Origin of the sequence: Methylobacterium sp. GC_Met_2 (assembly GCF_026540795.1) — a bacterium.
Taxonomy (GTDB): Bacteria; Pseudomonadota; Alphaproteobacteria; order Rhizobiales; family Beijerinckiaceae; genus Methylobacterium.
In genome coordinates this window covers 40,859-61,810 of the sequence record NZ_JALNUM010000025.1, presented here as the reverse complement: position 1 = coordinate 61,810, position 20,952 = coordinate 40,859, and the positions used below count along the sequence as shown (strand labels likewise).

The 20,952-nt window shown below is 66.2% G+C and carries 20 protein-coding genes and 2 pseudogenes; 9 read left to right on the top strand and 13 right to left on the bottom strand.

Annotated features, from left to right (window positions below; all coding sequences use genetic code 11):
- Positions 1-196: 196 nt before the first annotated feature.
- Entirely contained in the window at positions 197-505 is a 309-nt protein-coding gene (locus OXS49_RS11595; RefSeq protein WP_267424263.1) for an ABC transporter permease subunit, read from the bottom strand.
- A gap of 362 nt (positions 506-867) precedes the next feature.
- Positions 868-1,374 carry a substrate binding domain-containing protein gene (locus OXS49_RS11590; protein WP_267424261.1) on the bottom strand — a complete coding sequence of 169 codons (507 nt, stop codon included), beginning with the start codon at positions 1,372-1,374 and terminating at the stop codon, positions 868-870.
- A gap of 88 nt (positions 1,375-1,462) precedes the next feature.
- On the opposite strand from OXS49_RS11590, the pseudogene OXS49_RS11585 reads away from it, so the two are divergent.
- Positions 1,463-2,226 (top strand): annotated as a pseudogene (locus tag OXS49_RS11585) (SDR family NAD(P)-dependent oxidoreductase).
- 195 nt (positions 2,227-2,421) lie between these two features.
- On the opposite strand, the gene OXS49_RS11580 reads toward OXS49_RS11585, so the two are convergent.
- Genes OXS49_RS11580 through OXS49_RS11570 form a run of 3 tightly spaced genes read right to left on the bottom strand, consistent with a single transcriptional unit; the run spans position 2,422 to position 5,144 of the window.
- Positions 2,422-3,408: an alpha/beta hydrolase gene (locus tag OXS49_RS11580; RefSeq protein WP_267424260.1), complete on the bottom strand. Its 987-nt coding sequence runs from the start codon at positions 3,406-3,408 to the stop codon at positions 2,422-2,424.
- Between the two features lie 36 nt (positions 3,409-3,444).
- Entirely contained in the window at positions 3,445-4,449 is a 1,005-nt protein-coding gene (gene trxB, locus OXS49_RS11575) for a thioredoxin-disulfide reductase (RefSeq protein ID WP_267424258.1), read from the bottom strand.
- Positions 4,446-5,144: a GntR family transcriptional regulator gene (locus tag OXS49_RS11570; protein ID WP_267424257.1), complete on the bottom strand. Its 699-nt coding sequence runs from the start codon at positions 5,142-5,144 to the stop codon at positions 4,446-4,448. The genes trxB and OXS49_RS11570 overlap by 4 nt, the downstream gene beginning before the upstream one ends.
- Before the next feature lie 96 nt (positions 5,145-5,240).
- Between OXS49_RS11570 and dctA the strand changes: the two genes are divergently transcribed.
- From dctA to OXS49_RS11545, 5 genes are all read left to right on the top strand, one after another.
- Entirely contained in the window at positions 5,241-6,623 is a 1,383-nt protein-coding gene (gene dctA, locus OXS49_RS11565) for a C4-dicarboxylate transporter DctA (protein WP_267424255.1), read from the top strand.
- A 117-nt stretch (positions 6,624-6,740) separates the two neighbouring features.
- Positions 6,741-8,186: a thioredoxin gene (locus OXS49_RS11560; RefSeq protein WP_267424253.1), complete on the top strand. Its 1,446-nt coding sequence runs from the start codon at positions 6,741-6,743 to the stop codon at positions 8,184-8,186.
- The gene (locus OXS49_RS11555) at positions 8,183-8,737 is read left to right on the top strand and encodes a hypothetical protein (protein ID WP_267424251.1); all 555 of its coding nucleotides are present in this window, start codon (positions 8,183-8,185) and stop codon (positions 8,735-8,737) included. Before OXS49_RS11560 ends, OXS49_RS11555 begins: the two co-directional genes overlap by 4 nt.
- Before the next feature lie 276 nt (positions 8,738-9,013).
- Complete coding sequence (locus OXS49_RS11550) at positions 9,014-9,748, top strand: haloacid dehalogenase type II (protein ID WP_267424249.1); 735 nt, start codon at positions 9,014-9,016, stop codon at positions 9,746-9,748.
- Between the two features lie 137 nt (positions 9,749-9,885).
- Positions 9,886-11,043: an alpha/beta hydrolase gene (locus OXS49_RS11545; protein WP_267424247.1), complete on the top strand. Its 1,158-nt coding sequence runs from the start codon at positions 9,886-9,888 to the stop codon at positions 11,041-11,043.
- 393 nt (positions 11,044-11,436) lie between these two features.
- On the opposite strand, the gene OXS49_RS11540 is transcribed toward OXS49_RS11545, so the two are convergent.
- From OXS49_RS11540 to OXS49_RS11525, 4 genes and pseudogenes are all read right to left on the bottom strand, one after another.
- Complete coding sequence (locus tag OXS49_RS11540) at positions 11,437-11,832, bottom strand: GFA family protein (protein WP_267424272.1); 396 nt, start codon at positions 11,830-11,832, stop codon at positions 11,437-11,439.
- A gap of 424 nt (positions 11,833-12,256) precedes the next feature.
- Entirely contained in the window at positions 12,257-12,892 is a 636-nt protein-coding gene (locus OXS49_RS11535) for an HAD-IA family hydrolase (RefSeq protein ID WP_267424245.1), read from the bottom strand.
- A gap of 58 nt (positions 12,893-12,950) precedes the next feature.
- Positions 12,951-13,271, bottom strand: coding sequence for a RidA family protein (locus OXS49_RS11530; RefSeq protein WP_267424270.1), 321 nt, complete (start codon positions 13,269-13,271; stop codon positions 12,951-12,953).
- 83 nt (positions 13,272-13,354) lie between these two features.
- Positions 13,355-14,532, bottom strand: a pseudogene (locus OXS49_RS11525) (alanine racemase).
- 100 nt (positions 14,533-14,632) lie between these two features.
- On the opposite strand from OXS49_RS11525, the gene OXS49_RS11520 reads away from it, so the two are divergent.
- Positions 14,633-15,550, top strand: coding sequence for a LysR substrate-binding domain-containing protein (locus OXS49_RS11520; protein WP_267424243.1), 918 nt, complete (start codon positions 14,633-14,635; stop codon positions 15,548-15,550).
- A 319-nt stretch (positions 15,551-15,869) separates the two neighbouring features.
- Here the strand turns inward: OXS49_RS11520 and OXS49_RS11515 are convergent, their stop codons facing one another.
- Positions 15,870-17,048 (bottom strand): glutathionylspermidine synthase family protein, encoded by a 1,179-nt coding sequence (locus OXS49_RS11515; protein WP_267424241.1) that lies wholly within the window; start codon positions 17,046-17,048, stop codon positions 15,870-15,872.
- A gap of 845 nt (positions 17,049-17,893) precedes the next feature.
- Between OXS49_RS11515 and OXS49_RS11510 the strand changes: the two genes are divergently transcribed.
- Both OXS49_RS11510 and OXS49_RS11505 read left to right on the top strand, forming a co-directional pair.
- The gene (locus tag OXS49_RS11510; protein WP_267424239.1) at positions 17,894-18,271 is read left to right on the top strand and encodes a hypothetical protein; all 378 of its coding nucleotides are present in this window, start codon (positions 17,894-17,896) and stop codon (positions 18,269-18,271) included.
- Positions 18,272-18,399: 128 nt separating this feature from the next.
- Positions 18,400-18,699 (top strand): PilZ domain-containing protein, encoded by a 300-nt coding sequence (locus OXS49_RS11505; protein WP_267424237.1) that lies wholly within the window; start codon positions 18,400-18,402, stop codon positions 18,697-18,699.
- Positions 18,700-18,708: 9 nt separating this feature from the next.
- Here the strand turns inward: OXS49_RS11505 and OXS49_RS11500 are convergent, their stop codons facing one another.
- The 3 genes from OXS49_RS11500 to OXS49_RS11490 all read right to left on the bottom strand — a co-directional run bounded on the left by OXS49_RS11500 (position 18,709) and on the right by OXS49_RS11490 (position 20,492).
- Positions 18,709-19,050 carry a hypothetical protein gene (locus OXS49_RS11500; RefSeq protein ID WP_267424235.1) on the bottom strand — a complete coding sequence of 114 codons (342 nt, stop codon included), beginning with the start codon at positions 19,048-19,050 and terminating at the stop codon, positions 18,709-18,711.
- Positions 19,051-19,832: 782 nt separating this feature from the next.
- A complete protein-coding gene (locus OXS49_RS11495; protein WP_267424233.1) occupies positions 19,833-20,105 on the bottom strand; it encodes a DUF1488 family protein in 273 nt (90 codons plus the stop codon).
- 174 nt (positions 20,106-20,279) lie between these two features.
- Complete coding sequence (locus OXS49_RS11490; protein ID WP_267424232.1) at positions 20,280-20,492, bottom strand: hypothetical protein; 213 nt, start codon at positions 20,490-20,492, stop codon at positions 20,280-20,282.
- Positions 20,493-20,952: the final 460 nt, after the last annotated feature.

The following is a 20,952-nucleotide window of genomic DNA, read 5'->3' as shown; positions in this document are numbered from 1 at the left end:
GACCACGCCCGCGCCGAGGACGATCGCGGTGTTCTCATCGCTCATGCAGCGTCTCCGGCGGCCGAGGACAGGCGGTGGTTCGACCGTGCTTGGTCGGACGGATGGCGTTTGGATCCCGCTCCGGCGATCGCGGACCGCGCGTCGCCCGTGCGATGCGGTCGGGATCGTGCAGGCGGGGCGAGAACCGGGCACGGGGTCAGCCATCCCGGCGCCGGCGCAGGAGCGCGTCGACGCCCAAGATCACGCCCGTGACCCCGATCAGGAACGCGCTGACCGCCGCCACCGTCGGCTCGACCTGCATGTGCAGGCTGTTCCAGATGCGCACCGGCATGGTCTGCGTGGCCGCGTTTGTCAGGAAGAGCGAGATCACGAGCTCGTCGAAGGAGGTCAGGAACGCGAACAGGGCAGCCGAGGCGAGGCCGGGTGCGGCGAGCGGCACGACGACGGTGCACAGCGTCCGCCCGCCAGGGTGGGTGCCGCTCGTCTTAGGCAAAGCGTGGTTCATGCCGATTGTTTTCAGCTGGCTGCGTTTCCAAAATCGATGGACCGCTCGAAGGTAAGGACATCCCGGTTGCACGATTAGCTTGTTAGCGCCTTGCAGGGGGCGTTTCTGAAAGGTCGGTGCACTTGTTTTGTCGGCAGCAATGGGCGTCAACCCAAACGTCCGATCCTGCCGGCGATGACAGTCCGGCATCACGCGATTTGGCCGAAAGCCTTCGTTCCGCTTCGGAGTAAATTCGCCGGGAAAGCGGACGGCCTCTGACCGACCCAACCCAGACGCTCGGAGCGCATTGGACAGTTCCCGTAAGCGGTCGTTCTTTCGCCATCCCCAGCCCGCAGTTCGGGATGGCCTCAGACAGAGGGAAACTACGTCTGCCTTTCGAGAAGCTCAGTAGTGAACTCGATGGAGGCTCGCACCTTAGTGGCGCGATGCTGGCGTGACGGGTAGAGGGCGTAAAGGGGAAACAGCTCGCCTGACCAGTCCGGGAACAGGTCGACCAGCGTGCCTTCCTCCATCATGTGCTTTGAGCCAAGACCCATGATCTGCGCGATACCAGCGCCCGCCTCGCAAGCGCTGAGCATGGCCCCCACGTCCGATACCATCAGGCGTGACGACGGCTGGGCTAGCAGGACCTTTTGCCCCCTGTGGGACTCCCACTCGAAGGGCCGGGCATTCGCGGCGTCGTAGAATTCGATGCAGGGAAGGTTGGCAACCTCGGACGGATGCTGCGGCAGGCCATAGCGATCGATGAAGCCCCGCGACGCGACGGTCAGGATCCGCGTCTCGACCAGCTTGCGCGCGATCAGCGCTCCGTCCGGGGGCTCACCGATCGTCCTCTCGCCAAACGCGCGCGACGAGTGGTCCTTCGGCAACGGCCTTGTATCATATGTCAAGGACGAGGCAGCCTGACCGTCCCGCGAGCGCGCCGCCGGACATCCTCAGAACAGGCAGGAGATCGACATGAGCATTCTCGTCACCGGCGCGACGTCGGGCTTAGGCCTCGCGATCGCGCGGCGCTTCGCGCAGGCCGGCCGGAAGGTCGTCGCGGCCGGACGGCGCCGCGAGCGGCTCCAGGCGCTGGTCCATGAACTCGGCGGCAAGGCGGTCCACGCCCTCGAACTCGACGTCTGGGACAGGCGGGCGGTCGAGGACGCCGCGCTGGCCTTCCGGCGGCCTACGCCGCCATCGACGTGCTGGTGAACAATGCCGGCCTCGCCGTCGGACTCGAACCCGCGCAGGCGGCCGACCTCGACGGCTGGGAGGCGATGGTCGACACCAACATCAAGGGTCTGATGTACGTGACCCGCGCGGTGCTGCCGGGGATGGTCGCGCGCGACACCGGCCATGTCGTCAACATCGGATCGACGGCGGCGAGCTACCCTTATCCGGGCGGCAACGTCTACGGGGCCACGAAGGCGTTCGTCCGGCAGCTCTCACTGAACCTGCGGGCCGATCTCATCGGCACGCGGGTGCGCGTTACGGAGATCGATCCGGGCTTCGTCGGCGGCACCGAGTTCTCCAACGTGCGGTTTCGCGGCGACGATGCCTGGGCGGCAAGCGTCTACGACGGCGCCGACGCGCTCACACCCGAGGACGTTGCCGACACGGTGTTCTGGGCCGCCTCCCGGCCGGCCCGGGTGAACATCAACGTCATCTATCTCATGCCGGTGAGCCAAGCCTTCGGCCCGCTCGTCGTACACCGTGGCGATCAGGGCGACTGCTGAGTCGCTGTCGAGACTTGAGCGGGCGCGTCGAAAACCCGTGGCAGGACCGTCGTCGGGACTGATCGCCCCACTCGTCCGGGCTTCGTCCGATCTCGCCTAGCCGCAGGCCAAGTTGCGGCGCCTGGGCGGACAGCCAGAGCTACATCCGAGGGATTGAATGATGATTGCCTCAGGCCGAGGCCGGTACCGGCGCGGTCACCGGTCGAGGTCCAGGATGGCGGCGGCGAACAGGTCTGGCGCTTCCTGAGGCGCGTTGTGGCCGACGCCGTTCAGCACCGTCGTTCGGCGCAGCTGCGTGAAATGCGGGGTTGCCGTCCCCGGAGGTTCCGGCGGATCGACGCCTTCGTCAGCGCCTTCCAGCACGATCGTCGGGACCGTGATCCGTGGACTAGCGGAGAGCTGCCGCTCGATCGGCTCCAGGGCGGGATCGCCAGGCACCTCGCCGATGCGGAAGCGGTAGGAGTGCAGCGCCACGGTCACGAAATCGGGGTTCTCGAACGCCGCGGCGGTCCGGGCGAAGGTCGCATCGTCGAAGGTCCAGGTCGGCGAGAAGTCGTGCCACAGATAGCGGCAGAAGCCGGCGGGATCGTTCGAGAAGGCCGTCCTGCCGCGCTGTGCATTCAGGTACCAGTAGAACCAATGACAGCGCTCGAACGCGGCGTCACGCGGCTTCAGGAAGTCCGCGCGATTTTGGATGTTGTAGCCGGGCCCGCCGCTGCTGACGAGGCCGCTGACCCGTTCGGGATGGAGCGCCGCCACCACGCACGCCGCGCGGGCGCCCCAGTCAAAGCCGGCGAGCGTCGCCTTGCGGAGGTCGAGCGCGTCGAGGAGGGCGAGGAGGTCGTTGCCCAGCGCAGCCTGCTGGCCGACCCGCGGGGTGGCGGCCTCGATGAACCGGGTCGGTCCGTAGCCGCGCAGGTAGGGCACGATCACGCGCCGGCCCGCCTTCGCCAGAACGGGCGCGACCGTCGCGTAGGCATGGACGTCGTAGGGGAAGCCGTGGAGCAGGATCACCGGGGGGCCGTCAGGCGGGCCGGACTCTCGATAGGCTACTTCGAGGACGCCCGCTCTGACGCGCCTGACGGCCGGATCGGGCGCGGCGTCGGCGCGCTCTGGGATGAGGCCGCTCGCGGCCGCCCCGGTTAGGGCAGCCACGACTTCGCGGCGACTGAACGACACCATGTGGGGATCCTTTGGGCTCAACGGCCCGCAGCCGGATCAGGCGTAGGCGCCGATCATCGCGCGCGTGCTCCGTTCTTCGACCCGAACTGCGGGGTCCATTGAACACTCGGCGAGGAACTTCTCAGCTTCCAGGGCTGCCATGCAGCCCATCCCCGCCGCCACCACCGCCTGGCGGTAGACGCTCTCCGCGCAATCGCCTGCCGCGAAGAGGCCGCGCACTGAGGTTCTCGTCGACCAAGGGGAGATCCGGATGTAGCCACCGTCCTCCAACGCGACCCGTCCCCGGAACAGCTTGGTCGCCGGGTCGTGCCCGATGGCGACGAAGACGCCGTCGGTTGTCAGGTCTCGCATGTCGCCCGTCCCGGTGTCGCGCAGCCGAACGCCGGTGACCGCCTTCACGGGCTCGCGGCGCCCGAGGATCTCCTCGACCACGTGGTTCCAGACGACCTCGATCTTGGGATTGGCGAACAGGCGGTCCTGAAGGATCGGCTCCGCCCGGAAGCGATCGCGCCGGTGGACGACTGTGACCTTCGAGGCCAGATTGGCGAGGTAGAGGGCTTCCTCGACCGCGGTGTTGCCGCCGCCGACCACGACAACCTCCTTGCCGCGGTAGAAGAACCCATCGCAGGTGGCGCAGGCCGAGATCCCGGCGCCATTGAAGTCCGCCTCTGACGGCAGGCCGAGCCAGCGGGCCTGCGCTCCGGTCGCGGCAACGAGCGTCTCGGCGCGATAGATGTCGCCACCGTCGCCAACCGCCGTGAACGGACGCTCAGAGAGATCGACGGACATGATGGTGTCGGAGATGATCCGAGCACCGACGTGCTCTGCCTGCTCGCGCATCTGCTCGACGAGGTCCGTCCCCTGGATCGCGTGGGCGAACCCTGGATAGTTCTCGACTTCGGTCGTGATGGTGAGCTGCCCGCCCGGCTGCAGGCCGGAGACCAGGATGGGTTGCAGGTTCGCCCGGGCGGCGTAGATCGCCGCCGTATAGCCCGCCGGCCCGGACCCGATGATCAGGAGTTTCGTGCGGTGGACGGTCATGCCTGCTCCGGAGTGCTGGATCGCCGACGCGGGCGCGCCGTGATCTTGGTCTGCTGATTCAGAAACTCGATCGCGAGCGTCTCGACGACGCGGACGTGCGTCGAGAGCTGGGCCTCCGCGTCCGCGATGCGGCCGGTCACGGAGAGGTCGATGATGCGGCGGTGCTGCTCGACGGCGCGCCGCATGCGGGCGAGCTCGCGCGGAAGCCTGTGGCGGATGGCCCCGATCCGGTCGGCGATCCCCCGATAGGCGCGGGCGAGGAGGGGGTTCCGGGCCGCGGCCACCAGCGCCTCGTGGAACGCGGTGTCCATCGCTTCCGCGCGCAAGAGGTCGCGTGCCTCGACTGCCAAGGCGCCCCCGGAGAGGGGGACCGCGACGGCGGCGGCCAGGGCGTCCGCGTCGCGTGCGGCCGCAATGCGCAGGGCGCCGAGTTCGAGAACGGCGCGCATCTCGCAGACGTGCCGCACATCGGCCGCGTCCAGGCTCATCACGAACGTTCCGCTTTGGGGTCGCACCACGACGAGGTCGTCGAGGGCAAGCCGCGCCAGCGCCTCGCGCACGGGCGTGCGGCTGATCTCCAATTCGTCGGCCAGCGCGCGGTCGGACAGCCGCTCGCCAAAGGCGAAGCGTCCCGTGATGATCGCGTCCCGGATGAGAGCCTCCGCGCGGAGGCTCAGGCTGCTCGCGTCTGTCATAACTAAAATATCAATTAGCGCCACTTGCCTGTCAATCGGTAAACTGGCATATCAGTTGTACGGGTGAAACGCGCTCATTCCACTAGCGGGGTCCCCATGCCAATCGCCATTCGACGCCGGTTCTCCGGCCTCACCGCACAGGTCATCACGGCCCTCATCGCCGGCGCGGCACTGGGCGTGCTCTGGCCCGACCTCGCAGTATCCATGCAGGTCGTGAGCGACACCTTCATCAAGCTCATCAAGATGGTGATCCCGCCGATCGCGTTCATCACGATCTTCATCGGTATCGCCGGGGTCAGCGACCTCAAGAAGGTCGGGCGCGTCGGCGGATACGCGCTCCTCTACTTCGAGATCGTGTCCACCCTCGCGCTGATCATCGGCATGGTGGTCGTTAACGTCATCCGCCCGGGCGACGGCTTCGACCGCAGCCGCGTGGGCGCCCCGGCCGTCGACTTGTCCAAGTACACCAGCACGCCGGCCGGCAAGTACATGTCGGAGATCCTGACAAATATCGTGCCGGACAATGCGGTCGCAGCTTTCGCGAAGGGCGACCTCCTGCAGATCGTCTTCTTCGCGGTCGTATTCGGCTGCGCGGCGGTGCTCGTCGGCAAGCGGGCGCAGCCGTTCGTAGTAGTGGCGCAGGCCGCCAACGACGTCCTGTTCCAGCTCGTCGCGATGATCATGCGGCTCGCACCGCTCGGCGCGTTCGGCGCCATGGCGTTCACGGTCGGCCGCTACGGCATCGGCTCGATCCTAGCGCTCGGATACCTCCTCCTCGGCGTTTACATCACCTGCGCCCTTTTCGTCGTCGTCGTGCTGGGTGCGATCGCTCGGGCCTACGGGTTCAGCCTGTTCCGGTTCATCCGGTACGTCGGTGAGGAGGTGCTGATCGTCTTCGCCACCTGCTCGTCGGAGAGCGTGCTGCCGCGCCTCATGACCAAGCTCAACCGTCTCGGCTGCTCCAAGCCCAGCGTCGGCCTCGTGCTGCCGACCGGCTACTCCTTCAACGCCGACGGCAACGCGATCTACTACTCGATGGGGGCACTGTTCATCGCCCAGGCTTACGGCATCGACATGGGCTTCGGTCAGCAACTTAGCCTGCTGCTCCTCCTGCTCGTCACCTCGAAGGGATCGGGCTCGGTAGCCGGGTCGGGGTTCGTGGTTTTGGCGGCGACGCTGTCGGCGACTCACATACTTCCGGTCGAAGGCCTCCTGCTGATCGTCGGCATCGACCGCCTGATGTCCGAAGCGCGCACCGTCACCAACATCATCGGCAACAGCCTCGCGACCGTCGTCGTGGCGAAGATGAGCGGTGAGTTTGATCCGGCAGCCGCCGAAATCGCCTACGCCGAGGCATTCGGGCCTGGCGTGCCCTTCCACCTCAGCCGGTCCCGTCGGCACGCCGCGACGGGGGCGCAGCCTTCGGCGCGCCTTGCTGTCGAGGGTGAGCCGGCCGCCCTGTCGACCGAGAGAGCGTGACGGCTCGATCGGCTCGCCCGGAGGAGCAACCGCCCCGGCGAACGCGGACAGGCCCGGACGCGGCGCGGACCTCTGCGCCGAGCCCGAAGATCAGAGATCAAACCCGGAGGTGAAACCGTGAACGCGCATGACAGACCATCTGACGAATTCATCGTCTTCGTCAAACAGGGCTGCGAGACCTGTCAGATGATCGAGGGCATCCTCGGCGATGTCGCCCAGGTGTTCCCCACCGTCATCTACACGCAGGACAATCCGAGCTTCCCTGCGGGCGCCGGAGCGATCGACGACACCGATTTGGAGCACTCGTTCCGCCATGACGTCGAGACGGTGCCGACTCTGATCCGCCTCAGCTCGGGCAAGGAGGTGTCGCGCACCTTCGGGTGGCATCGCGGCGATTGGCAGGAGATCACCGGGCTCCCAGGCCTCGGGGCGGACTTGCCCGTCATGCGGCCTGGATGCGGCTCCAAGTCCCGGGAGCCGGGCGTGTACGACACTCTGCGGGCGAAGTACGGCGTCGTCGACTTCAAGTCCCGGCCGATCCTGCTCGGGAGCTACGACGATCCGGTCGAGGCCGCCTACGACCGCGGCTGGAGTGACGGGCTTCCGGTCGTGCCGCCGACCGATGCTCGTATCTTGCGTATGCTCGACGGCACCTCGCGCCGGCCCAACGACGTCATCGGCGACGTGCCGCCTAACCTTGCGTCGATCACGGTGGAGAAGGTCGCCGTCAACGCGGTGATGGCCGGCTGCCGCCCCGAGTACATGCCGGTGATCCTCGCTGCGCTGGAGGCCGCGCTTGACCCGCTGTTCACGATGCACGGCCTCTTGTGCACGACTTGCTTCTCCGGTCCGATTATCGTCGTAAACGGCCCGATCGCCCGCGAGATTGGCATGAACTCCGGGATAAACTGCCTTGGGCAGGGTAACCGGGCCAACGCGACGATCGGCCGGGCATTGCAGCTCATCATCCGCAACGTCGGCGGCGGGCGACCGGGCGAGCTCGACAGGGCGGTGCTCGGCGGTCCGGGCAAGTACACCTTCTGCTTCGCCGAGCATGAGGGGGATCCAACCTGGGAGCCGCTCTCGGTCGCGCGTGGCGTGCCTGCCGGTAAGAACGCGGTGACGCTGTTCCAGGGTGACGGCATCCAGGGCTTCCTCGATCAGCGCTCCCGCACTCCGGAGGAGCTGACCAAGTCGCTCGCCATGTCGCTGCTCGCGGTCGGGCACTGGAAGCTGTGCGAGTTCACCAACGCGCTGCTCGTGCTCGTGCCCGAGCACTACGCCATCTTCCGGGACGCCGGCTGGGACCGCAGCCGGATCACCGAGGAACTGCACAAGGCCATGGTCCGCCCGGGCGAGGACGTGATCCAGGGCGCCCATGGTGTCGGCGAGGGGATCGCCGTCAGCCGCCGGAACGAGCTGGTGAACAAGTTCTGGCCCGAGGGTCTCCTCATCGTCCAGGCCGGTGGGCAGGCGGGGCTGTTCTCCGCCATCTGCGCCGGCTGGACTGGGGGCCGTTTCCGCAACGAGTCGAAACCTGTGACCAAGGAGATTGTCCTGTGAAAGAAGGTATCCTACTGCGCGACCCCACCGCCGAGACCGCGTCGGCCCTGCGCGCGCGGTTGCAGCCGTTGGACACGCTTCGGGGCAAGACCGTCGCCCTGATGGACATCGGCAAAATGCGGGGCGACGAGTTCATCGACCGCTTGGAGGAACTGTGCCGCGACCGGGGGATCGCCACCCGCCGCTACAAGAAGCCGACGAACACGCGGGTCGCCCCGCGCGAGATGATCAAGGACATCGCGGATCACTGCCAGGCCGTCGTCATCGCCCTGTCCGACTGCGGCTCGTGCACGTCCTGCTCGACGCATGATCTGAATGACCTGGACAAGAGGGGCCTGACGGGCGTCAGCGTGCTGACGACCGAGTTCGAGCAGGCGTTCGAGTCGCAGAAATCGACGATCGGCCTCGATGCAGCCTCGGTCTACGTCTCGCATCCAATGCAGAACAAGACCACGGCGGAGCTTCACCGGTCCGCCGACCAAGCTTTCGAGGCGATCCTGCGGGCTATCACCGCGGAGGTAGACCTGACGCCGCGTTCGGAAGCTGCATGACGCGCAGTGCTGCCCGGGCGGGCGAAACCCGTTTGTGCAGTCTGACACACGCTGCGCGGAGCGTGCCGGCCCTGCCGTCCGCGCGGCCGGCCGCTAACGGCGCATCCCAGCTTCGACGGAGTTCCGTCACCTGCGACGCACGACCATCTCCGTGGAGGGCCGAATGTCGGAACGCACCCCGGCCACTGTCCGGATCGCCGAACGCTAGTCGCTGTCTTGGCCGCAACGCCGATTCTGCGAGCGCCGACAGGTTCCGCATCTACGACGGATTACCCCATGAACACGAGCGCCGCCTCGGCCAATCCCGTCATCGTCTTCGATGTCAACGAGACCCTCCTCGACTTCGGCGCACTCGCACCGGTCTTTGTCCGTATCTTCGGCGACACGGGTGCGCTGCGTACGTGGTTCAACCACGTCATCCTCTATTCCGAGGCGCTGACCCTGTCGGGCGAATACGCCGATTCCGGCACGGTCGGCGTGGCCGTCCTGCGGATGCTGGCCCAGGCGAGCGGCTGCACGGTGGCCCCGGCGGATCTCGACGCATTGCGGCGCCTCTCGGCAGAGATGCCGACCTACGCCGACACCCCGAAGGCCCTGGCCGATCTGAAGAGCGCCGGCTACCGCCTCGTCACGCCGAGTAACAATCCCGCGGCCGCCGTCGAGGCCCAGCTCACCCATGCTGGGATCAGGGCCTTCTTTGGCACGCTCCATAGCATCGACGACCGCGTCCGCCGCTACAAGCCGGCGCTGGAGAGCTACACCGACCTCGCCGCGACGCTGGGCATCGCGTCGTCCGACCTGTGGCTCGTCTCCTGTCACGCTTTCGACACGCTGGGGGCCGCCGCGGCGGGCTACCGGACGGCGCTCGTGCTGCGGCCCGGGAACGCGCCGGTCGCGCTCGGTCGCGCGCCGGACATCGTCGCGGACGATCTCGACACCGTCGCCGACCGCATCGTCCAGGCTGGTGCGGGCCGCGGTCCGTCGCCGGTCCGTGACCGGAGTGCCCCATGAGGGATCGACCGGCTTCCCAGGCCGAGCTGACGCGCCGGACCGTTCTAGGAGGTGTCGCGGCCGCGTCCTCGCTGTCTTGGCCCATCGGGCAGGCGAGGGCCTCGTCACGCCTTGGCCCTTTCGCCGGAGACATCGCCATGACGTTCAAAGATGGAGAGGACATCAAGCTGCCCGACGGGATCCGGCAGCGCAGCCTCGCGGGCATCAACGGGCTGACCGTCAACGTGCTCGAGGCGGGCTACGAGACGCCCGGGCGCCCGGCGGTTCTGCTGCTCCACGGCTTCCCGGATCTCGCCTTCAGTTGGCGCCGGACGATGCTGCCGCTTGCCGCGGCCGGCTACCACGTGATCGCCCCCGACCAGCGCGGCTACGGCGGGACCACGGGGTGGGATGACCGCTATGACGGCGACGTCGCGTCCTTCCGCACGCACAGCTACGCCCGCGATGCGCTCGGCGTCGTGGAGGCGTTGGGGCACCACTCGGTCGCCCTGGTCGTGGGACACGACTTCGGATCGATGGTCGCCGCCTACTGTGCGCTCGTCCGTCCCGACGTGTTCCGCGCCCTCGTGATGATGAGCTTCCCGTTCGACGGACCTCCCGCGATCCCGTTTGACACGGCCGCCAAGCCCCCCGCGCCGCCGGAGCCGTCGATGGCCGCCCAACTCGCGGCCCTATCGCCTCCTCGACAGGACAGCATGGTGTGGTTCGGGACGTCGGGCGCCAACGCCGACATGCTCCGCTCGCGCCAGGGCCTGCACGACTTCCTGCGCGCTTACTTCCACGTGAAGAGCGCCGACTGGCTCGGCAACCGGCCGCACCCGCTCGCCACCGGATCCGCGGCCGAGCTCGCCACGCTGCCGACCTACTACATCATGGACGCGGGCGTCGGCATGGCCGCGACCGTCGCGCCCGACATGCCGACGCCGGCCGAGATCGCCGCCAACCGTTGGCTACCCGAGGCGGACCTGGCCGCCTACACGGCCGCCTTCGGTCGCACGGGCTTCCAAGGCGGGCTCAACTGGTTCCGCTGCCACACCGGCCTGATCGGCCGCTCGGAGATCGAGCTGTTCACCGGCCGCTCAATCGATGTGCCTTCCCGCTTCATCTCCGGCGCGGCGGACTGGGGCACGTACCGCAAGCCCGGCGCGATCGAGCGCATGCGCACCACGACCTGCACCCGCATGGATAGTGTTCACCTGATTGAGGGAGCGGGGCACTGGGTGCAGCAGGAGCAGCCGGAGCGGTTCAACGCGATCCTGCTCGAGTTCCTGCGGCGCCATCCCGTCCCGGGATGACAAGCTGCATCATGGGAGCCGGTTCGCGGTGTGGAGAGGTACCCACCGACAACGACCTGCGCGACAGAGAAGCTGATCCTGGATAGCCCCGTGAGTCTTCCGCGGAAGCCGAAGGACGCCGGGCCGTCGATGTCCGCTTTTGGAGGCGGCTCCCGGTGATTGGAACAGCCGTGATGGGCGCTTTGCCGAAGGTCCGGTCTTGTAAGCGATGGCGCCGCGGCGTGACGTAGTTTGGCCGGAAGCGGAACGGCCGCTCTGGAGACGATCGGCTGTAAAAGCGGACGGCCTCCTACCGACCCAACCCGGTCGCTCGGACCGCCATTGGCGCTTCTCCAAAGCAGCCGTTCGTCAGCCCTCCGGCAACTTCTGCTCGGGGTGGAAAGCGGTCCTCCCTCAGCCTGGGAAGCGCTCGAAGGCGGGAAGCTCGTGTACGGAGGTCACCCACTTCACGCGCTCCGCCGTCTGCACCTGCATCTGCGGAGTGATTGCGTCAGGATTATCGAGGACTGCGATCCTCACCTGCATCATCCCCAACTGCTCAAGGGGTGCGTTCGTGAAGAATAGTCCGGTGCCGCACGACCCGCAGAACGATCGTCGCCCGCCCTCAGAAGAGTTGTAGACCTTCGGCTTACCGATGATCGACACGGTATCCTTGGATACCATGGCCCATGCCAGTAGGGGTGCGCCTGATTGTTTCCGGCAATCACCGCAGTAGCATACGGAACTCGCTATGGCCTGATCCGGTATCTGGAACTGGATGGAGCCACAGTGGCAGCGTCCTAGGAGCATGAGTTCGATCTCTCGGTCGGGTTTGTAGCCCATAGCGATATGAGGTTGGAATGTCGCCTTTGGGTCGATTATGTTGAAAAACTCGGGCCTGGGCCGCGGCGGCACTGCGAACCGGGCGGGCCGGAGAAGTTTCTGCTATCGCATTGCCATAAAATCGCTGCGGCAGTGGCATTGCATGGACAATGAGAGACGAAAATTCTTCGAAGCGTCGTCTTTGGATGACGCCTGAAGCGCTACCTCTAAGTTTTTCAACAAAATTGGTGAGGAGCGGACCCTGATCCTTCGCCCTAAAGCAGACGGTGCGCCTCCGACCCAACATTGCCGTTTACCATGGCGGGTGCGTTACCGGCGCCTCGGAGAAAAAAGCGTTATACGTCTCGGTGCCTTCCAATGCAGATGAGGCCAAGGCTTTCCATGGGAGCCTTTATTGATCGAAGATGAGTGCTGGCAAGCGATCCAACGATGATTCGTGGACCAAGGGCGCCGGTGCACCTTCGGGAGCCGGCATCTCGACGCGATCGTGCCAGTAGGTCGGCAGACCGACTGCCGCCGTCCCGACGAGATCGTAGGCCGAGCCGGCGACGAACAGACAGCGGGCGGCATCGACGCCCAACTCGCCGAGCCCGAGCCGGTATGGACGAGGATCGGGCTTGTAGAACCCAGCCCGCTCGGACGTCACCACCGTTGCGAAGGGGACGCCGACGCAATCGGCCGCGATCCGTCCCAAGCGATCGGAGCAGTTCGTCACGACGCCGAGCGGTATGGACTTGGCTGTGAGGTCCTGCAGGGTCTGCGTTACGCCCGGCCAGGGCCGCAGTTCGCCGTAGCGTTCGGCAAGTTCGGTCGGTGCGCTGCCCGGCAGGCTTACCGCCTCCGCAGCCTGGGAGACGAGATCCTCGTACGAAAGGTAGCGACCGGTGCGATAGGTGATCCGCAGGTACTCGGCGCGCCAGCGCCGACCGAGATCCTCGCTCCCGGCCACGGAGTTCCAGAGAGACCAGCTGTCAAGAAGGGCGGTCAACAGATCGAAGAGGACGGCATCGTAGCGCTGCTCTGGCATCGCGTGTCTCCAGGTCGTTGCGTAGCAAAAGGATAGGTGTTCGTGCGGCAGGCCATCGTCACGCGGTACGCGCGGCGATCGCCTCGATCTCCACAAGGTAGCCGTGGTGGAGCTGGGGCGCCGGAACGACCGTGCGGGCCGGTTTCGCCTCCACGAACACCTCAGCGTAGATCCGGTTGAAGGCGGGCCAGTTCTCGACGCCCACGATATAGGCCGTGACCCGCAGAGCCTCCTGCGGCCCGCATCCCGCCTCTTCCAGAATGGCGAGGACGTTGGCGAGGGCTTGCCGAACCTGCACGTCGAAGGGCTGGTCGGCGGTATGCGTGCCGTCCGGGCGGGAGCCGAGCTGTCCCGAGACGAACACGAGGTCACGCCACACGGTCGCATGAACGTAGTGACCGACGGGAGCCGAGACGGCGGATGCTGCAATATGCGCGATGGGATCGGTCATGGTGCCGGTTCCTACCAGCCATTGATGCGGGGCCAGACCGCGGACACGCGGCCGGTTCCGTCGAGGACATGGTAACGTTCGTGCTGCCCCCCGGTGGCGCAGGCAGGGTCGGCAGGACGCGCACCCGTGCTCCGATCGGCAGGTCGGGAAGAGCCGCCTCGGATCCGCGCCGCAGCGCGAGGATGCCGTGCTCCTGGTTGGCGTCGGCGACGATGAGATCCGTGTAGGGCCGGCCCTTAAGGTCGCAGACGACGCCGTAACCTTGGTCCACGGCCTGCCTGGCGGTGCCGCGGTCGCGAGACAGCGCCATCCAGCCGGCATCCGTGATGATCCAGCCCTTGGACCGCTGGTGGCCGATCACCGTGGCGAGGACGGAGAGGGCGATATCAGCTGGAGCCACCGAACCGACCCCGGCCTGGTAGAGGTCGCCGAACATGAAGACCCCGGCGCGAACCTCGGTGACGCCGGTCAAGTCCTGCGCGTAGCGGGCGGTCGGCGTGGAGCCGACGCTGACGACGGGACAGGGCAAATCCGCGGCACGCAGAGTCTCGGCCGCCAGAACGGCCGCCACGCGCTCGGCCTCGGCCGCTGCAGCCAAAGCCGCGGGATCGCGCAGCGCGTAGCTGTCACCCGCATGGAGGAGGACACCGCGCAGGGCCGCGCCTCCGTTCACTAGGCGCCGCCCGATTTCGACGAGCAGGTCCTGGTCGGTGGGTGCCACACCGGAGCGGTGACCGTCCGCATCGACCTCGATCAGGACGGAGAGCGCGTCGCCGCGGCTTTGGACGTGCGCGACGATGGCATCCGCCTGCTCCAGGTTGTCGAGGATGAGGGCGAGATCGGCCCCCTGCGCGCGGATGGCGAAGACGCGATCGAGCTTGGCCGGCGCGATGCCGACGCCGTAGACGAGATCCCGCACACCCCCTTCGGCGAAGTGCTCCGCCTCGCGCAGGGTCGAGACCATGGCTGGTCCCTCCGGAGCCGTCATGGCGATGCGGCCGACATCGAGGGATTTGGCAGTCTTAAGGTGGGGACGGAAGGCGACGCCGTGCCGCGCGAGGCGCGCCCGCATAACCTCGACGTTGGCGCGCAGCTTCGCCTCGTCGAGCAGCAGACAGGGGGTGTCGAGCTGGTCCAAGGCCGTCCCGGGTTCGGCGGGCAACGTCTGGCGGATCGGGACTGCGGGCATTGGTGGGCTGGCCTCGTCGGCAGGTACAAGACGAGACAGAGCACGGGAGGCAGCCGTCCGCCATTAACGCCGGCTGCATTTCGGATTAAGTCCGGCCTGAATGCTGACGACCGACGACCTTCGCTTCTTCGCTGCTGTTGCCAGAGCTTCGTCCCTGGCCGCTGCCGCGCGCGACCTGAACGTCTCTCCGCCGGCCGTGACCCAGCGGCTTCGGGCCCTGGAGGCCCGGCTCCGCGTCCAGCTGCTCGATCGCTCGGGGCGGCACCTGACGTTGACCGACGAGGGCGAGTTGCTCGCCGAACGCGGACGCCAGGTCCTGGAGGGTCTCAGTGAGATCGACGATGCGCTCGCCGAGCGCCGCGGCGAGGTCCGGGGGCATCTGCGCATCCTCGCCCCGCTCGGGTTCGGTCGCCGCTACGTGGCACCGGTGGTCGCCGCCTTCCAAGCGGAACATCCGGAACTGAAGATCGATCTCGCCCTGTCCGACCGGCTCGGAGGGGTGCCCGGCAGCGACAGTTGGGATCTCGCGATCCACGTCGGCGAGATAGAACACGCGGCCCCGGGCTTGATCATGCGCAGTCTCGCCCCGAACGAGCGCTGGGCTTGTGCGGCACCGAGCTACCTGGATCGTCACGCGGTGCCGGACACCCCGGGTGCCTTGCGCGCGCATGCCTGCATCGCCTTGCGGGAGAATGATGAGGACGTGACCCTATGGATGTTTCGATCCGTCGAAGCTCTTGATGTGCACCGCGTGCGGATCGAGCCGAGTCTGGCCAGCAACGACGGCGAAGTCGTGCGGATCTGGGCCTTGGCGGGGCGCGGTATCATCGTGCGTTCGGAGTGGGATCTGATTGAGGATGTCCGGGCCGGTCGACTGATCCGGCTGCTACCCGACTACGCCTTACCGTCGGCCCCGGTCGTTGCGCTCCTGGGCACGCGTCGGCGCGCGCGCGCGGCGCGCACTGACCGGTTCCTCGACGCGCTTCAGCGATCCCTAGAGCCGGCGCCTTGGCGCTGAACAAAGGTTTGGCGGCAGATCTCTACACTTGGAACACACTCCCTCGTCGCAGCAGATGAGAGGCAGCGGCCGCGGTGTCGATGTCCGCCTCGACGTATGGCTGCTCGAAAGAGGAATGGTGAGAAATCACTCGTTCCGCTCGTAACCTCGGACTCACCGACTAACCCGTAAGCGGACGTTCCCATCTTCCGCAAAGGGTCGTGTGCGGGCGCGGTGGTGATGTCCGCTCTTATGCTTAACCGCCCGAAAGCGGACTGGCGGAAATCCACCCTGTGCAGACATTTGCTGTCGAAGGTTTCCAGCTGAGTGCCGCTCTCGATCACGGCGCAATGAAGTGCGGCACTAACTGCGATGTATCGTTCGAGATCGGCCCCGCGCCCTCGCGCAGGATCATCCCAGCTGGCTTGTCGCCCACGACCCACGATCCAATCACCACGCGTCGGCCATTGAACTCCGGGATCGGCGCCAAAGCCTGTCGGACGTAGCCGTTCCCGGCGTAGGGGCCATCCTCGACCGCGGCGACCTCGCCGTCTAAAACGATGGTGACGTTGGCGCCCTCGCGGCCCAGGAGCGGTTTGCGGGCGAAGCTCATGCCGAGCTCGAACTTTTGCGGGTCATCCTCGAAGTAGGCCGGCAGCAAGTTCGGATGGCCGGGGTGTCGATCCCAGAGTAGAGGCAGGATGCCTTTGTTGCTCAGAACCATCTTCCAGGCCGGCTCGACGAAGGTCGTGCCGCTGGCGGCGATCGCCGGGCCGAAGCTGTCTCGCAAGAGCCACTCCCACGGGTAGAGCTTGAACAGCAGGCGGACTGGCTCGCCGCCGCGATCGATGAACGACTGGTGGCCTCCCTCCTGGCGCAGGCCGATGTCCGACACGTCGACGAGGCGCACCTTCAGGCCGGCCTGCGCGGCGCAGTCCGCGAGGTAGCCTACCGTGCCGCGGTCCTCGGGGAACTCGGTCATGCAGGTCAGGTGCAGCGCGTCGCCGATCTGGGACCGTATCTCGACCAGACGGGCGAGCAGTCGCTCGTGAACCGAGTTGAACTGATCCGCGTCCGTCGGCAGCGCGCCGCTGGCTCGCATGTCCTCCAGCCAGCGCCATTGGAACACTGCCGTCTCGAACAGGGCGGTCGGCGTGTCGGCGTTGTACTCCAGGAGCTTCGCCGGCCCGGTGCCGTCGTAGGCGAGATCGAAGCGACCGTAGAGGTGCGGCTCGCGGGCGCGGTGGCTGCGCGTCACGAGGCTGTGAGCCCAGTCCGGGATACCGAGGCGCGTCATCAGCGCCGGGCTCTCTGCGATCTCGGCGGCGAGGTCGAGGCACAGCCGGTGCAGCTCTACGGTCGGCGCCTCCAGGTCCTGCTCGATCTGCTCAAGGGTGAAGGCGTAGACAGCGTCCTCGCACCATACAGCGTGACCGTCTTCGCTGGTGTGGAAGTCGTAGCCGGCGTCCGCGGCGACCGCGCGCCAATCTTCACGTGGGCTGAGAATGTGGCGGCGCATTATCCACCTGCGCCGTGCGCGGCCACAGCACGGCCCGATCCGCCGAAGCCGCCGAACGTCGTGGTGCCCGTGGCGGCGCTCGCTCCGGATGCCCCGGACGGTGCACCACCATGGAAGGAACCGAAAAATCCACCATGGCCGCCGGATGTCGATGTCCCGGTGCTCCTGCCGGTGAGATCCTGCGCGGGTGATCGCCCATCGCCGCATCCCGGTGAGGCGGAGCTCCCGCCACGATCACACTTCGGTTGGGCCGGGCTTTCCACCACCTGCTGTGGTTGGTGGCTCGCCGGGGCGGTCCGACTGTACTGCCAGCCGGCGAGTGCCGTTGAGCCGAGCAGCACAAGGGTGACCTGATGCGATCGCTTCAGAGTCGGCCTGCTGCGCTCGCCCACTGGGCCCGGACCCGGTGACCAAGCAGCGCGACGGCCGAAGATCGGTTTAGCGCCGCGCCGCAGCATCGGGGATCCTCAGTTTTCGAACCAGACGTTACCAAAGTGTCGGTTACTTTTTTCGTTCTGAAGGCGATTGCGGCGCTGAAAATCTAGGTTGACCCTCCCATGGATAATTGAGCGCTCATGCAGCATGTGTAAGTGGCAGCAATACCGTCGGAGAAATCCAGCCCTGAACGACAGAGCGTCGTGGCGATCGGCGCCAGCACCGCCCGTCCGATCGCGCGTCGTGCGCAGCTCAGTCGTCCCATTCGAGGAACTGTCGTCGACCAACACTCGCTGTGGCGCGTTGAATTCGGGTGCCGTTGCAGCGACGGAAGCCGGTTGCCCGGCCGATCGCCCTTATCATATCGCTCGGCGTTGGAGTTCGAGGCGGCGAGAGTTTAAGCCCACACCATGTTCGATGACGCGGCCGCTCGGCGCTATCTAGCTGGACTGGCCCCGGTCGCTCAGGGGTCGGTGCGCTGGCTTATCTACGACGATACCCGGCAATGGGTTTCGGTTGTGGATGGCGAGATCGCCCCGCTGCGAGAAGACTGCGAGCAGGTGCTCAGGGCATCGCGGAAGGGCGACGTCACAGCATCCTTCGTCGATGCGATCCGCGAGTTCCTTACCGAGGGAACCGATTGCACCACGCAGATCGTCGCCCTCTCGTGCGCCGTCTTGATGCACAGCATCGGTGATCTCGACGTAGTTTTCACCCAAATACAGTCTGGCGTCATGGCAACCCTCGTCTACGCCGAGGATGTGGTCGTTCGCCCTATCGCCGCATGATCGAGGCCGGCGACGTCGAATAGCGGCATGCCGTATTCGACCCAGATCCGAACAATTCGAGTGTTCCTCGTTGGTGGCCCTCCACCTTTGACGTGCATTATATGCGGGAATGGCCGAGGGCACCTTCGATGATTGAGCGTCGTGCAAAAGATCGGACCTGCCTCAACATCCCCGGCATGATCCTGGTCGACGAGCACAGGACCGTTCCCTGCATCATTGCCGACCGTTCAGCGACCGGCATCCGGGTCACGTTGCCAAACACCGAAACCCTACCGGAAGTCTTCATCCTCTCCTTCGACGACACCGGTGAGGCGCTCGTCTGTCGCGCGGCTTGGCGAAAGGCTGACCAGATCGGCTGCATCGCCGACGTGCTGGTGACCGCCTGGCTGGTGAAGCCAGCGCTCAAGCCGCCGGTATCTTGGCACTGAGGCACCGGCCTACTCCGCCTCCTGCCGCTTCGCCTGACCGCGGGGCACTCCCAGCCCGATCGCCTTGGCCAGTGCGGATCGCTGTCCGGGATCAGGTATCTGCACGGTGCGAACCGGCTTCACTGGGTCGACCTGCGATCGAGCCTCGATCCGATGCGACATGCGACCGACGCCCATCATCGAGCGCAACTTCGCCGTCACGCCGATCAGGACCAGCAGTCCGATCACCAGCGCGAAGACCGAGAGCGTGTGCCGGATCGCGTCGTCGTATTCGCGCCCGGCGTAAATGATCAACAAGCCGACCCCGACGAACGTGGCGGCCGCGATCAGCGGCATCAGCGGATCGGACATCGCGACATCAACGGGCCGGGCACCGATCAGCTTCAGCGGCTCGTCGCCGCGCTACCCCCGGCCCGCTACTCAGGAAGCGGGTCGATGACGATGGCTCACCCAGCACTTAATCCAAGCACGAGTTGCTGCGCAATGAGCATCAGCCCGGCCAGCGCTCCACCGACAACGAGCACATCGGTCAGGCCGCGTTCGGGCTCAGGGCGACTCCGAGCCATAGCACGGCTCGGTGCGCCTCGGGGGCGAAGCTGCACGACGTTGTCCGACCGGTCCATGACCGCCTCCAGCATCATTTCTGGCTCGTATCTGGTGCCGTCTGGCGCGGTCCGGCATGCGCAAGCGCACATCCTTGTCGGCTGCGGCTGCGGCTACAGCGGCATGAACGCGCACGCCTCAACGACCCACAAGTCGCTCGTCCGGTTTTTGCGACGCGTGTGGCGCATGCCTCAAGGGCTTTGCGTTGTTTCGAGACTGCCTCGTCAAGGCCGCGACCAGGATTACCGCGGCCCCAATGAAAAGGAAGGCGGCCACCCACAGCAAGACCTTAGATAACAGATCGGTCATCCCTCGGTATTAGAGAATCTGTCTTGCCTGCAGATTTCCGAACGGTTTCAATTGAAATATTCGTGCGTCGAACTTCCGGCCTCCGCAATCTATCGTGCGATCAGCTTTGCGCCAGCGGACCACCACCCCCTCTTCGCAGATCCTACACCTGAAGCGGCGGCATGATGCTCGCCGCCCCCGTCCAGCATATCAAAGCGGTCGAGCTCCGGTCTCGCGTCGTCCTAGACGAAGTCCGTATCGTCGAGCTCGAGGATATCGTTCGGCGCACCCTCGCGCTCGTACTTGTTGATCGCAACGTCCTCGATTTCGGTGCGGTAGTTCAGGAAGACGACAAGCGGGTCGAACGTGAGATCGTCCGCATCAGTCAGAGCGTGCAGCAGCTCAATCGGAATCCGGCAGGGGATTACCCGACTGTCGAGCATGCCGAAGCGCACGTGGTCGAGCGTCTCCTCGTCGATGACCGGCTGGCCCGCCTCGTAACGCTCCAACGGCATGGTGAACCACCGAACTCTGCCTTCTCGCATCCGACCACGCTGTCGGGTAGTCAATCGGTGCCCGCGTGTCCGTCTCCCAAGAAACCATCCTCGCCGCAGCCGAGTAGGCCCTTGGCCGACAGCACGATCACGCGCGATGACCTCTTGAGATGCGATTATGTGGGTTGGTCAGGCTTAAACGCTGATGTCGACCACACGCTTCGGAGGCACTGGCAGGCCTCGAGCATCCCTCCGAGCCTGGGAGCCTGCTTCGTTGGACTCGGGCACGACCATCGTCACAGTATGCAGACCGGCGCGATGCGCGATCGCAGCTTCGGCCCTCGCCGACTGGATCAAATCCGTCGCTTTCAACAGTCCGACTGCATCGATCGAGGTGGTGATCGTCATGGCTCCGGCCTCCTCGCGGATGAGCAGACCACACGACCGATGATCGAACGGTTTCATTGCTATGATCAATGCGACGCATTCGAAGCAGCTTCAGTTGCCCGGACTGGCGCTGGATTCGCTGCGCCGACTAGCAGGGCGGGCGGATCGGCCTGCAGCCGCTGCCGCGCCTCGCACAACGGCTTAATCAAGCGCCAGGATGGCAGCCAAGTCGTCCGGCCGTTCCGTGGTCTGAGCAGGGTTATGGAGGCGCGAGATGGCGTCTGACGAGCTACATCCCCCTGTTGGAATCGATCAGACCGGGTTCCTCAGCTTCAACGACATGACCGGGAGACTTATCGTCCGGCACAGTCGTTCCATCGGACGGCCGATCTTCCGGGCACCCATTCTTGCCCAGCCGTTTCATGCTGATGCGCTCCGACGCAGCAGCTTCCTTCGGGGTCAGCGCTGCCCCTCCAGTGTC